This window comes from Symmachiella macrocystis (assembly GCF_007860075.1).
Classification (GTDB): domain Bacteria; phylum Planctomycetota; class Planctomycetia; order Planctomycetales; family Planctomycetaceae; genus Symmachiella; species Symmachiella macrocystis.
Window position 1 is genome coordinate 1,142,722 of the sequence record NZ_SJPP01000002.1, and the last position, 12,979, is coordinate 1,155,700.

A 12,979-nucleotide genomic window follows, 5' to 3' on the forward strand; every position below is an offset into this window, starting at 1 on the left:
AAAGTTATTTGCCAAACTCGATTGTCTGAAAAATGGTCTCACCAATTTCTGGAGGAGCGCCGTTTAATTTGGCAATCATAGTCAGTTTGGTAGTCATAGGTTGTTTCGGCCCCCCGTTGACATCCGGAAAGTGGACTCCGATGAGTTCCTCGTTTCGAGCGATACGAGCACGACGTCCGTCAATCGTGGTCCAGAATCCTTCGAACCCCTCCCTGTCGAGCGGATCAGAGTAAGCTCCATAGTCAAAAGATAATGTTAGTGTTGGACTGACGAATTCTCCGACCAATGAATCGAATCCCTGTACGTCTTGTTTTTGTAGGTTGGACGGCGCACGGAATCGAAAATAATTGTCAGCTTTTACCGTCTCCCAATCCGCGGGAACTTTATGGGCTAGTTCTTTGGTCGGCACGGACTCTCCGCAACCCAGAATAGCGGCCACGCTGAGCAGAATCGAAAGTCGCAAGACGGACATAGAGAAACTCCTGAATCTGTGCTCATTGAGATCTTCTATTCGCTGTACGCGAATCCGCGCCAGGCCTGGGTTGTTGCCCGTCGCACTACCTGATGAAGACGACCCATTCCTCGGATTGGTTCCCGAATTCATTCCAATTCGGCAAAAAAAGTTCGTCAATTTGATGCATCGCCGTCAGTTGTAGGAAAGTCCGAATGGAGGGTGACGGATTATTGAGGTGGGGGGCGGCAATTTTTGGTAACATCGATTTGACGATTCCGAACAGAGGCCTTCTCCTTTTTTACATGCCACGCGAATATTCGGACTTTACTTTTCCCGGAGAAACTCGATGAAATGGCTCTCGGTCGTGAAGGTTAACTTAATCTGCTTTTGTCTAGTGAGTGGGCTTCTGTTTTCTGTGAACGTTGGGCATTGCGATGATTTGTCGGCAGGCACAGGAGAGATAGTTGCAGGTGCCGAAAAAGCGATCACGAACCGAGAGTTGTTCGTAAAATGGAATCGGGAGCTTTGGAGTTGTTCAGAGAATGATTTACGTCTGTTGACGATGGACGACAACGATACGGTAAGCCTCTCAGCGGCATTCGAATTGCTTGTCGTGAGGCCGGCTCAGAAAAGAACCAACCGCGATGAACTTCGGACGCCAGAAACCACAGGGCTCCCCGCCAAAAGAGATTATCAAATTGATAGGGCTGATGCGGCGAGGTTTGTGGGATTCTGCGAGGGGCGTCTTAAGATTCCGTTGCCTGATTGGTATTTGGCCGTGCTGGAATTTGGATCTGTGCGTCACGACAGAGCTTCAACGTATTTTGTGTTTCGCGACGGCATGCACGGTCTGGCCATTCAAAAACAGCACGTAACAATCAAAGGCGACGATAATACGGAACTTGACTGGACGGTGCTTAGTAACGCCCCCAATGAAGTCACGGTCTCCGGAGACAATGTTGTACTAGATGGCACATCCGCAGAGTTGGTGATTCCTCTGAGTTCCGTGAAAACTAGAGGCGCTCTCCAGAAAGGTTTTGCGTTCACAAATGATGAGCGTCGCTTTTGGGTGACGATTTATGATCGCAGCATACTTAGCGAAGACGATTTACTGAGATTCTATGTTGGAGATAAAGTTCGGTGGGAAGCCGATGTATGGGGAACGATTCCTCCGTCTTCTATGAGTCTGCCCTTGGGCAATCACTATGTGTCCGTTGTACGCAATGACAACTTAGTATATGTCGTCGGTGCGGGAAATTGTGGAGCCTACATCGAAGGATTTGACGCTGAGAGTGGAAAGGTTGTCATGCGATTCACAGCATTGAGCTTCTGATCGGAAGTGTCTGCTAGTCGATCCCCAACAGTTGCCGCATTCCTTCCAACGGTTGGATGTAGGTCAGAAACGGCAGGCCGTCGACGGTTGGTTCTTGGCGGCGGGTGACGCCGTCGACTGCGGGGCCGTGTAGGACGAATTGCTCGAGCACGTGGAACTGCTGGGCGGAGTCGTAGGGGGCGAGGTGCTGCGGGGCGTCATTTAGATGGGCGATGGCGGCGGCGAGGGCGTAGCCGCCCCAGTTGCTGGTGCCGGTGACGATGGTCCAGTCGGTGGCGATGCGACAGGGAACGCGGCCGGCGTGGTCTCCTTCCAGTCGCCGATGCAGGTTTTCCCAGGGGATGCTCCCCATGCCGATTTCGTTGGCGCCGTCGCCGATGCCAATCGTTTTGATATCGGATCGTGATTGGGCGACGAATTCGAAGAGGCGATGGAGATTCCCGGAATAGGCGTCTATCGCTTCGCCCCGCATGTTGTGGCAGCGGTCATGGGCGGCCGGCGGTACGTGTTGCTGGAATTCCTTGAGCGGAACCGTCCCGCCGCGGAGCTGAATGGTGAGCGAATCAGCGGTGTGACAGGGGCCGACCCGTTCGAGGGCGATCAGGTGCGTCAGTTGTTTACCGGGGGCGGATTGGAAAAACGTCTCGCCGGTGTCGTTGTCGTCGATCACGGTTTGATACACGCGATCGCTGGGGAACTCCATGGCTCGTGCGGCAGCGCACAGGGCCGTATGACAGCGACTGTCGGTGATGACGTGGGTCTCGACTCCCAACTTTTCCAGAATCGCTGCTAAAAACAAGGAGCCAAGCGGTCCGTCGGTCTCAGCGGCTGGAGGTTGGCCGCCGGGAATAAAAAAGCCGGTGACGATCCCCACCGAACGGGCATTTTCGGCGAGTTCGGCGGCAGCGGCGGCGAGATGCCCGGGGCACAATGCGCCAAATTCTCGCTCGGTTCCGATCAACCCGCGCTGTGCGGGATCCCGACGAATGAGTTCATCGAGTTGAGCGATCAATGGCGATGGTGGGGTGGAGGGCATGTTCCTTATTGTGTATGGAATTGCGGAACGATTCAATTCGGTCGATGCGTCTCGGAGGCCTGAATCGACGCATTGGAGGGCGTGAAATCCCTCATGGCGCGTGGGGTTGGCGGGCAGTTTTTCGGTGGTTTTGGAGTGCAATCAGATGCTGGATCGAATATTCGGCGCTGTGGGTTGCTGCATGCTTCTCGTGCCTGGGAAACGACTTGAGTGGCATTCCTGGAACTGAGAAAACGGTCCGGAAACGGAGCTTCTCGGTTGTCAGCTGGGTTTCTTCATGCCAAAATCCTTTACTTATCGAAGAAGACCCGTCAATCAGGAATTCTTACAGTCGCAGTCAGCGCCGGTTGTGAGAATACGTTGAGGCTCCTCAAATCATTGTGAATGATCCGGCATTTCATCGATGCGGAAATCACGATGCGCCTGAACCATCGAGTCGAATTTTCAAGCAATTGTCAGCGATTGGCACAATCAACGAGCGATAAGGTATCGCCCTGAATTGGTTGCGTCTCGTCTGCCTTTAGGGATTGGTTTGGAACCGCATGGCAAAGATTCCAGACAGGAAGAACATGACCACCGCGGACATCTTGGCGTTTTGTCGCGCCGAGGCATCCGCCGGATCTTCATCGGACGCTCCGGCTGAGGAGGTTGTCGAGGCCCCTGCTCCGGAAGAAACAACCGCCGAAACACCTGCAGAGGAAGCACCCGCCGCAGAGTCCGCGCCGGCAGCTCCAGCTAAGAAGCCGACGTCGACGAAAGATATTCTGGCGGCGGCACGCGCAGCAGCGGCAGCAGGTGGTGAGAAAGCAGCGGCTCCTCCTGCGGCTGAGAAGCCCAAGGCAAAGGCCGCCTCCGGCGCCAAACCGACATCCACCAAAGATATACTAGCGGCCGCCCGCGCCCAAAAGGCGAGTGGTGGCGGGGCAGGTTCTGCAGCCCCGGCGAAGAAAAAAGAAGCTCCAGCTAAAGCGGCAACGACCGCCAGCGGCGACAAACCGTCGGTCAAGGAAATGCTGGCCGCGTTTCGCAACGAGAAACAAGCAGCGGGTGAGAAGGCGGCTCCTGCCGCGACCGACGCGGACGGCAAGAAGATGCCGCCCAAAATGCCGGTCCCGCCCCGTAAGCCCAAAGCCAAGCCAGTTCCGGCAGCAGTGGATGAGAATCGCCGCAGCTTTTTGGCCGCACTGCTAGTCGTGCCGTCGGCTTTCGCCGCAGCATGGGTCATGCTGGCTGGCTCAGCGAGCGCGTGGTTGTTGGCACTGGTTCGCTTCGGTTTGCCCAATGTGTTGGTCGAGCCACCGAGCAAATTCAAGATCGGCTCGCCGGGAGATTACGACTTCGGCACGGTCTCGACAAAATGGAAAGCGGAACGTGGCATCTGGGTGGTGCACACGGATCGCTACAAAGGACAAAACGTGATCGTCGCCTTGTCGACGGTTTGCACACACTTGGGCTGCACGCCGAACTGGTTGGAAGGGGAACAAAAATTCAAATGCCCCTGTCACGGTTCGGGATTTTACATCGATGGAGTCAACTTCGAAGGTCCCGCGCCGCGACCGTTGGAGCGACATGGTATCGTCGTCGCCGCTGACGGCATGCTGGAGGTCGACAAAGGCCTGAAGTTCCAAGAAGAGATGGGGCAATGGGAAGATCCCAAGTCCTTCGTTGGTGCCTAAGACGGGGCTGACGGCAATAGTTTTTAAAGGTCACGGCAGTAGAGTTGAGTTTCACTAATTCACTACGGCGCAATCGAGGTCACCGATGAAAATCGGCGAATATATTCGCGAGTCGCAAATTTGGAAGAGCGTTTTTCGGCATCCGGCGCCGTACGACCGTCGCAACCGCGTGGTGGTGATGCTGACCAACTTCTTCCTGCATCTCCATCCGGTTTCGATCAAAAAACAGGGGATCGCCCTGTCTTACACCTGGTGCATGGGAGGGATTACCTTCTTCCTATTCCTGGTGGAAACGGTCACCGGCGTGTTGCTGATGTTCTACTATAGACCCACGCTCGAACACGCATTCAACGACATACTCGCGCTGCGGGATGTGGCGACGCTGGGCATCATGCGGGAAATTCACCGCTGGGGCGCCCACGGAATGGTGATTACGGTGTGGCTGCATATGTACCGCGTCTTTCTGACCGGCAGTTATAAACCTCCACGCGAATTCAACTGGGTGGTCGGCGTGTTGCTGCTGGTGCTGACCCTCCTGCTATCGTTTACCGGCTATCTGTTGCCTTGGGACCAATTGGCCATTTGGGCTATTACAGTCGGTTCCAACATGGCCCGCGCGACTCCGTTTTTGGGGAGTGAAGGTCCAGGTGCTCAGATTTTGAATATTGGCGGTTTCGACCTGATTACCTCCGGCAGTGACGCACGGTTTGTGTTGCTGGGCGGTCGTTTTGTCGGTGAAGCCACCTTGAATCGTTTCTACATTTTGCACTGCGTCTTCATTCCGTTGGTTGTGGCGACATTGATTGCCATCCACTTCTGGCGTGTTCGCAAAGACGGCGGCATCAGCCAACCGCTGTAACGGCGTCACCGAGTCGTGTTAGGCGGCGTATTGCGTTGCAGTGAAATTTAAGTCACACAACTGGTTTGCTTGCGAGTTAATCGTCGATGCATCATCCCGATCTCACGTCCGAAGTGATCTTTGGTCTCGGCTGGCTGTATTTGTTGCTATTTGCAATGAATGCGGCTTGGGCCTTTCGCGCTTATGTCGAAGGTCCCGGCAAGCATGACCACGAAAGCGGCGACAAAGGTCATGAAGGAGAGCATTGGTCAGACGGGCCCAGTTTGGCCTATACGACGACCTGGGCGATCATCTCCATGGGCTTCTTTTTGTTGGCCGTCACGCACTTCACGGGAACAAGCGATCCCAGTGCGTTTTTGATTCGTATGCCGCAGTTTGTCAAAACGGGCATCGACGCGTTGGCCAATCCGGTGTTGTACTTCTTCGGCACAGTCGGCCTGTTCGTCTTGATGATCCTGCTCAGGCGAGTGCTGGCCAACGTCACCGTTGCCTGGGTGTTGCTGAATGTGACGATCGTGTTCATCGCTTTGAGCATGACCGATTACGACTTCCGTCAAATCGTGGGCAAACCGGACAACGTGCCGATTGTCTCAATGTTATTTATCGTGGGATACTTCACTTGGCTGTATTTCCGCAAAGCCAATGACAACGACGATCGCATTGCCGCCGGCAAGCCGCTCTACGGAGAAGATGATAACGAGAAGGTTTTGGTCTGGCCGGATCTGGTTTATACCGAATTGATCTGCATGGTGGCCTTAACCGCCCTGTTGGTGCTGTGGGGATGCGTCTTGCAAGCCCCGCTGGAAGAACCGGCCTCAGCGGTCAAGACTCCCAACCCCTCGAAAGCGCCGTGGTATTTTCTGGGTTTGCAGGAAATGCTGGTTTATTACGACCCCTGGATGGCCGGTGTGGTGCTGCCGTCTGTGATTCTGGTGGGTCTGATGGCGTTGCCCTACATCGATTTCAATAAACGGGGCAACGGTTATTACTCGTTCAATGAACGAAAATTCGCGATTCTGACCTTCATGTTCGGCTTTTTGCCGTTGTGGATTGGGCTGATCGTGTTGGGGACGTTTTTGCGAGGTCCCAACTGGAACTTTTTCGGCATTTATGAGCCTTGGGACCCCCACAAGTTGGAGGTGCTCAACAACGTGAACTTGTCGGAGTATTTTTGGGCTTGGATGGGTCGGACTCCTCCCATTGCTGCCCCAGGCTCAAGTGGATTTGAGCAGTTTGTCATGATCCTGTTGCGGGAATCAGTGGGTCTGATATTGGTGGGCGCCTATTTGCTGGTGCTGCCGCCGTTGATGGCGGTGACAATTTTTCGCAAGTTTTTCCGACACATGGGTTTCATCCGCTACTTCGTGTTGGCAAACCTGTTTTTGTTCATGGCCTGTTTGCCAATCAAAATGTTGTTGCGTTGGACCTTCAACCTGAAATATATCGTCGCGATCCCGGAATACTTCTTCAACATTTAGGCCCGTTGGGCAAGTTGATGATTCACTGTCCGTCGTGATAGTTGTTGCTTTGAAAACGACATGAGGTATCCGCAGCGCCGCATTTGAAGCGGACTGTCGGATTGTTGAAAACGAAAGTCTGGAAGACCATGCCGGCTAACGAAGAATTCTGGCGACGTCCGAGTCGAATGCACGTGGTGTTTGCCATCAGCGCGCTTGTGCTCACGTTCGCAACGGTATTGATGCTCGTCAAAGATTACGACGACGAGTGGAGGGTCTATCAACGCGAATTCTCCAAGAAAGACGCCGAGCGCGCCGAGCGTGAAGAAAAGGCGATTGCCGATAAGGCTTACTTGGAAACCGAAGCGAATTTGAAAGGCAAACTCAAAGACGCCGAGGACGACGTAAAGAGTCGGCAGGCAGAAGTGGACGAGATTGAAAAAGAGATCGCCGAACTCTCGACCGTCACATTGGCTTTGAATCGTTCTGTAAAATTTAAACGGGCGGAGCGTGACAAAGCGCGGGCCGATTATGATTTAGCAATCAGCAAGGATGCCCCCAAAGCCCGTCAGGACCAATTGAAGGAAATCTTTGACAGCAAACAGGCCATCGTCTCCGACATGGAGCAAGAGCTCGACGAGCAAACGGCGGCCTTGAACAATAATGCTGAAGTCTTGAAGGAACTCCGCTCCGCCCAGTCGGCAGCAAAGGAAGAACTCAAGGACCACACCGAGGACTTTGTCCGTATTCAGGGTGACCGGCTGGCCAAAGAGCCAGAGTCTTGGGTGGCCATTACCAAAAAGACGTTCGTGAATGTTCCGCTGCTGGACCTCAACCCCACAAACAAGATCCAACAAATTTGGCTACCGGATTTGACGATCAACCTGGGAGGAATGAAGGACGTTCCTCGGTTTGACCGTTGTATCACCTGCCATCTGGCGACAGATCGTGTGGGGGCTGGAAACGTTCCCGATTTTCCCGAAAGCGAATACCCCCATCCATTCGCCACGCATCCCCGGACCGATTTATTTATCACGGCATCCAGTCCGCACTCGCAGGCGAAATTCGGCTGTACGATTTGCCATGATGGTCAAGGCTCGGGAACCAGTTTTCACAATGCCTCACATACCCCCAACGATCCGGTCATTGCCGCAGAGTGGAAGAAGGAATACGAGTACTTCCACAACCATTTTTGGGAAAACCCGATGTATCCCGATCGCTTCAAGGAGTCGACCTGCTTGAAGTGCCACCATGGCGTGACAGAATTGGCTGAACATCCCAAGTTCGGAGCCAGTGCTCCTAAAGTGGTTGACGGTTGGGAAACGGTCGAAAAATTCGGTTGCTTTGGCTGCCACGAAATTCGCGGCTATGACGGTTTGAAATCCATTGGACCGGATTTGCGTCTGGAACCCAGCACCCCCGAACAAGCGGCCAAGATTGCTGAAGACCCCAACGCGATTCCCGGCAAGCTGCGTAAGGTCGGTCCTTCGTTGCGGCACATCAAGTCGAAAGTGACAACCGGATGGACGCAAGTGTGGGTCGAAGAACCCAAAAGCTTCCGTCCTTCGACGCGGATGCCGCAGTTCTTCCATCTGTCGAACCAACAAGATGAAGTTGCCAAGAAATACAGTCCTGTCGAAATTGCCGGAACGGTTGCTTACTTAATGAGCCGTTCTGAAGCATTTGACGAATTGTCACCCGAGGAAGGCTATACGCCGGAAGCCGAACGGGGCAAACAGACATTCGCCACGCGGGGATGTTTGAATTGCCACAATCACGCTGATTTCCCGGAGAGCCAGTCCGACTTCGGTCCGGACCTGACAAAAGTGCATGAAAAATTGCTCCCCGGTGAAGCGGGATTCCGCTGGTTGTATACCTGGATTCGCGAGCCCAGCCGTTACCATGCCCGCACAAAGATGCCTGATCTGTTTTTGGATCCGGAAGTCAAAGACGGAGTGACCATTGACCCGGCAGCGGACATTGCTGCTTACCTGCAACAAGGGGGCTCGAAGAACTTCGGCATGCTTGAGTGGAACGGTCCGGGTGTGGAAGCGGATAAATCAGCACTGGATGAGATGGTGCAAATGTTCCTGGCCAAGGCCATTTCTCTGCGGTCGGCCAAGCAAGCCATGATTGATGGTAAGCTTCCCGAAAATATGACGGAAGAGACCATCAAGGGGGATGAAATTGAATTGTTCGGCGAGACGATCACCGAAGAAATGAAGCTGCGTTACATCGGCCGTCGCACGATTTCGCGCTATGGCTGTTACGGTTGCCATGACATTCCTGGCTTTGAAGACGCTCGTCCGATCGGAACCGCGCTACAAGACTGGGGACGCAAGGATCCCTCGAAATTGGCATTTGAACACATTGGGGAATATCTGCACCACTTCGGTGAACCCAACGGTTCCAGTACGGCGGAACGGGCCAAATTGGCCGTTATGAATGCGGAGAACGAAAGCTTTCCCGCTGATGAAAACCCTGAAACGGAACTGGCGGTCGCCTATTTCTACGACCAAATCAATCACCACGGCCGCCCAGGTTTTGCGTGGCAAAAGCTGCGTGCTCCGCGGAGTTATGATTATCGCAAGATCGAAACCAAGGGTTACGACGAGCGATTGCGGATGCCGAAATTCCCCTTCAGTGAAGAGGAAAACGAAGCGGTCGTCACCTTTGTGTTGGGCTTAACGGCTGATCCACCCGAGTCGGAGTATGTGTATACGCCGACCGGGCCGGACAAGGACCGCCTAGAGGGCGAGAAGCTGCTGAAGAAGTACAATTGCACCGGTTGTCACATGGTCGACATGCCGGAGATTCTTGCGGCGATCGACCCGGAAGAGTTGCTGGCCACCGATACCAGCGGCGAATATCCGGAGGCACTTGAACTGCTTTATAAATTGAAGCCCATTCATCAAGGAGAAACCGGCGAGACGATGCATCTGCCGGCCACGGAGTACGACGAGGCTCGGGATCTGCCGGTGATCAGTTTCCACGGCATGGCCACAGCAACTCCCGATCCCGATGACGCCATCGAAGATCAAGAGTATTCATTCCAGCTTTGGGAACCGCTTCAAGTCGGCGAAACATTGATGCTTCCTTCTGAACCGATGTTAGTCCCAGCTCAACAGTTGGTGTCCAACAACAAGGGTCGCGGCGGAGAGTTCGCAAGATTCTTGGTGAAATATTTGGTCGAACAGGACAGCCAATTGCAATCGGGCGATGCGTGGCAAATGTCACCACCGCCGCTGTACCAGGAAGGGATCAAGGTCCAAACGCCTTGGCTGTATAAATTCCTCAAAAACCCGGACCGATTGCGTTTCTCAACAGTGTTGCGGATGCCCAAGTTCAATATGAGCGATGAGGAGGCCCTGGTCCTGGCCAACTATTTTGCCGCCGTCAACGGGGCGGAGTATCCGTATCAGGACATCCCGCAGCGCGAACCGGAGTACCTGTCGATACAAAATGCGAAGTATCCGCATTATCTCGAGGAGTCCTGGAAGCTGTTCAACATTCCTCGTCCGGATGGTTTGTGCGTGAAGTGTCACCAATTCGGCGGCATGGAATACACATCGACCGACCCCAAAGACAAACGGGGACCCAACCTGAACCGGGTCGAATCACGATTGCGACCTGATTGGACGTTGTTGTGGATTTCAAATCCGAAATGGATCACGCCCTACACAGCGATGCCGCAAAACTTCAAGAAGGCCACTCCCCAGTTTCCGCAGTTTTTCGGAGGCGAAGGGGATGTCCAGACGCGGGCCATCCGCGATGCGTTGATGAATTATCACCGCATGATGGAACAGAACGAAAAAGTCGCCGGCAGCGAAACCGCTCCGGGTCAGGCGGGAGGCCAGTAATATGTTGATGTGCAACCGTTTCTCATTTCGAACGCGGACGCTGTGGAGCCTGAGCTTGCTGGGGGCTTTGGTCCTTTCGGGCTGCAAGTTCCCCTCACCGCCGGTCGTCAGTGTGACGATTAAGTCCGCCGGGGGCGAAGACGAAGGCACCGCCGATGTGGATGCGGAAGAGTCTGAGGTCGCCGGTTATGGAAATCTCACCGGTCAGATCACGCTGAATGGCACAGCGCCGACCTTAATGCCGCTGGTCAATGCGGGTGACGCCGGCGTTAAAGATGCATCGGTTTGCTCCATCGAAGCGGTCCCGAACGAAGCTTTGGAAGTCGATCCAGCGACTAAGGGAATCGGCAATGTGGTTATTTATTTGGCGAAAGCTCCCAAACACATCAATCCCGATCTCGCCTCGAGCGACACTGATGTCAATCCAGCGGTGTTTGACCAAAAGGGGTGTAAGTTCTTCCCACACATTTTGCCAGTCCGTGTCGATTTGGACCAACCGTTGGTCATCAAAAGCGACGACGCAATTGCACACAACACACATACGTACCCACAACGCAATTCGCAATTCAACCAAGCGGTCAAAGCCAATGACCGTGAGGGGATTACGGTGAAGTATTCCCGTGCGGAGAGTGAACCGATCCGCGTGACGTGCGACTATCACAGTTGGATGAAGGCCTACCATTTCCCGATCGACCATCCCTACTTTGCGATCACAAATCCGGACGGCACGTTTACGATCGAAGGTCTGCCAGCAGGTAAACATGAATTCAAAGTTTGGCAAGAAAGTGGTGGACTGCTGGATCGAAAACTGGAAGTCACGATCAGTCCAGATGAAACCACTTCGGTCGATCCGGCAAAAACCACCTATTCAGCTGACAAGTTCAAGCTATAAATCTGAAGAGCCATCCGTCGCTGCTCCTAAACGAGCGGCAATGACAAACGTGCAAATCACAGGAGTCTGAACATGACAATGAACCTCCACCGACAGATTCGTACTCTACGATTATTCGCCGTCTGCGCCATTTTGATGAGCAGCCTGTGCATGATCGGCGGCTGCAATTCGAATGAATCGGGCGGTCAACATATGGTGCTGACCGACTTTGGAACCGGTCAAGAATCGACGGCACTGTTCCCGCGGCGGGATGTCGGCCCGGAATCCACCGTCGCTGTGAGCACTCCGGCCGCCAAGGCTCCCGAAGTCAAAAGACCGGCTCCTAAGAAGCCTGCCGCTGAAAAACCGATGACAAAAGTGGCGGCTGTTGCTAAGCCCGCAGTCAAATCGCCGGTTCCCGAGAAGCCTGTTGTGAAAACGCCAGTCGTGAAAACACCAGTCGTGAAAACACCAGTCGTGAAAACACCAGTCGCGAAGAAGCCAACCGCAGAAAAACCAGTTGCGAAGAAACCAGCCGTCAAAAAACTGGCCCCTAAGAAGCCTGCTCCCAAAACCGAGGTGGCATTGGCTCCCAAGCCGAAACCAACGCCCGCTCCCGCCGCTGAAGCCGGCGATGTCGATGCCAAGGGACGTCCCGCATTGGCTGATGGCACTGGAGGGTTCTCAGGGGTCATCACATTCGATGGCAAAGCTCCGGAACCCAAGAATTTGTACGCCAAAGGAGGAGCTCCGAAGGACCCTGAAGTGTGTGGTCTGGAAGCGATTCCCGATCAATCGCTGATCGTCAACCAAGAGAATAATGGCGTGAAAAATGTGTTCGTCTATCTCCGCAAAAAACCCCGAGGGTTCAAGCCCAAACCGCCGAAAGATGCGTTGGTGTTTGACCAAAAATATTGTGTTTTCCTGCCGCACAACCTGATCGTCTATGCAGGCCAAGAAGTGTTAGTCAAAAATGGCGACCCGATCGTGCACAATACGCATACCAACCCGGTCCGTAATCCCGGGTTCAACTCGGCGATTGGTGCGGACGATCGCGTGGGCGTCAAACTGCTCTATCGCCGTCCCGAGAGCCTACCGGTCAAAGTGGTGTGCGACTTGCACGCCTGGATGTCGGCTTATCATTCGGTGTTGGACCATCCGTTTTGTGCTTCCACTGATGAGAACGGGAAGTTTGCAATCCCCAACCTTCCGCCGGGAAAATATGTTTTCACCGTGTGGCAAGAGAAACCGGGTTACTTGACGAAGTCCTTGAAAGTCACGGTGAAGGCGGGCGAATACACTGAAGAACCGCTGAAGTATGCGGCCAAAGACTTCGCTCAGCACAATGGTCCGACGGCCAAGGTCTTGGTGTTGAACACCGGTCGTTAACGGTATGAATTACGTTCTGTTTTGTAAGGCGATGGATTTGGTCC

At 53.9% G+C, this 12,979-nt stretch carries 9 protein-coding genes; 7 read left to right on the forward strand and 2 right to left on the reverse strand.

Annotated elements, in window-relative coordinates; genetic code table 11:
• Positions 1-4 precede the first annotated feature (4 nt).
• A complete protein-coding gene (locus tag CA54_RS22515; protein WP_146373213.1) occupies positions 5-472 on the reverse strand; it encodes a hypothetical protein in 468 nt (155 codons plus the stop codon).
• Positions 473-800: 328 nt separating this feature from the next.
• Between CA54_RS22515 and CA54_RS22520 the strand changes: the two genes are divergently transcribed.
• Positions 801-1,787: a hypothetical protein gene (locus CA54_RS22520; RefSeq protein ID WP_146373214.1), complete on the forward strand. Its 987-nt coding sequence runs from the start codon at positions 801-803 to the stop codon at positions 1,785-1,787.
• Positions 1,788-1,800: 13 nt separating this feature from the next.
• Here the strand turns inward: CA54_RS22520 and CA54_RS22525 are convergent, their stop codons facing one another.
• A complete protein-coding gene (locus CA54_RS22525; RefSeq protein WP_146373215.1) occupies positions 1,801-2,823 on the reverse strand; it encodes a glutamate cyclase domain-containing protein in 1,023 nt (340 codons plus the stop codon).
• A 569-nt stretch (positions 2,824-3,392) separates the two neighbouring features.
• On the opposite strand from CA54_RS22525, the gene CA54_RS29585 reads away from it, so the two are divergent.
• The 6 genes from CA54_RS29585 to CA54_RS22555 all read left to right on the forward strand — a co-directional run bounded on the left by CA54_RS29585 (position 3,393) and on the right by CA54_RS22555 (position 12,935).
• Positions 3,393-4,499, forward strand: a complete 1,107-nt coding sequence (locus tag CA54_RS29585) for a QcrA and Rieske domain-containing protein (RefSeq protein ID WP_197532730.1) — start codon at positions 3,393-3,395, stop codon at positions 4,497-4,499.
• Positions 4,500-4,584: 85 nt separating this feature from the next.
• Positions 4,585-5,358: a cytochrome b N-terminal domain-containing protein gene (locus CA54_RS22535; protein WP_145375939.1), complete on the forward strand. Its 774-nt coding sequence runs from the start codon at positions 4,585-4,587 to the stop codon at positions 5,356-5,358.
• An 86-nt stretch (positions 5,359-5,444) separates the two neighbouring features.
• Positions 5,445-6,836, forward strand: a complete 1,392-nt coding sequence (locus CA54_RS22540; RefSeq protein ID WP_146373216.1) for a hypothetical protein — start codon at positions 5,445-5,447, stop codon at positions 6,834-6,836.
• Between the two features lie 128 nt (positions 6,837-6,964).
• Complete coding sequence (locus CA54_RS22545) at positions 6,965-10,675, forward strand: c-type cytochrome (RefSeq protein WP_146373217.1); 3,711 nt, start codon at positions 6,965-6,967, stop codon at positions 10,673-10,675.
• Between the two features lies 1 nt (position 10,676).
• A complete protein-coding gene (locus tag CA54_RS22550) occupies positions 10,677-11,567 on the forward strand; it encodes a carboxypeptidase regulatory-like domain-containing protein (protein ID WP_146373218.1) in 891 nt (296 codons plus the stop codon).
• A 72-nt stretch (positions 11,568-11,639) separates the two neighbouring features.
• Positions 11,640-12,935, forward strand: coding sequence for a hypothetical protein (locus tag CA54_RS22555; protein WP_146373219.1), 1,296 nt, complete (start codon positions 11,640-11,642; stop codon positions 12,933-12,935).
• Positions 12,936-12,979 lie beyond the last annotated feature (44 nt).

What these genes read in the sequence shown, in the direction of transcription:
- CA54_RS22515 (WP_146373213.1), bottom strand. Translation starts at nt 472, where the DNA reads ATGTCCGTCTTGCGACTTTCGATTCTGCTCAGCGTGGCCGCTATTCTG.
- CA54_RS22520 (WP_146373214.1), top strand. Translation starts at nt 801, where the DNA reads ATGAAATGGCTCTCGGTCGTGAAGGTTAACTTAATCTGCTTTTGTCTA.
- CA54_RS22525 (WP_146373215.1), bottom strand. Translation starts at nt 2,823, where the DNA reads ATGCCCTCCACCCCACCATCGCCATTGATCGCTCAACTCGATGAACTC.
- CA54_RS29585 (WP_197532730.1), top strand. Translation starts at nt 3,393, where the DNA reads ATGACCACCGCGGACATCTTGGCGTTTTGTCGCGCCGAGGCATCCGCC.
- CA54_RS22535 (WP_145375939.1), top strand. Translation starts at nt 4,585, where the DNA reads ATGAAAATCGGCGAATATATTCGCGAGTCGCAAATTTGGAAGAGCGTT.
- CA54_RS22540 (WP_146373216.1), top strand. Translation starts at nt 5,445, where the DNA reads ATGCATCATCCCGATCTCACGTCCGAAGTGATCTTTGGTCTCGGCTGG.
- CA54_RS22545 (WP_146373217.1), top strand. Translation starts at nt 6,965, where the DNA reads ATGCCGGCTAACGAAGAATTCTGGCGACGTCCGAGTCGAATGCACGTG.
- CA54_RS22550 (WP_146373218.1), top strand. Translation starts at nt 10,677, where the DNA reads ATGTTGATGTGCAACCGTTTCTCATTTCGAACGCGGACGCTGTGGAGC.
- CA54_RS22555 (WP_146373219.1), top strand. Translation starts at nt 11,640, where the DNA reads ATGACAATGAACCTCCACCGACAGATTCGTACTCTACGATTATTCGCC.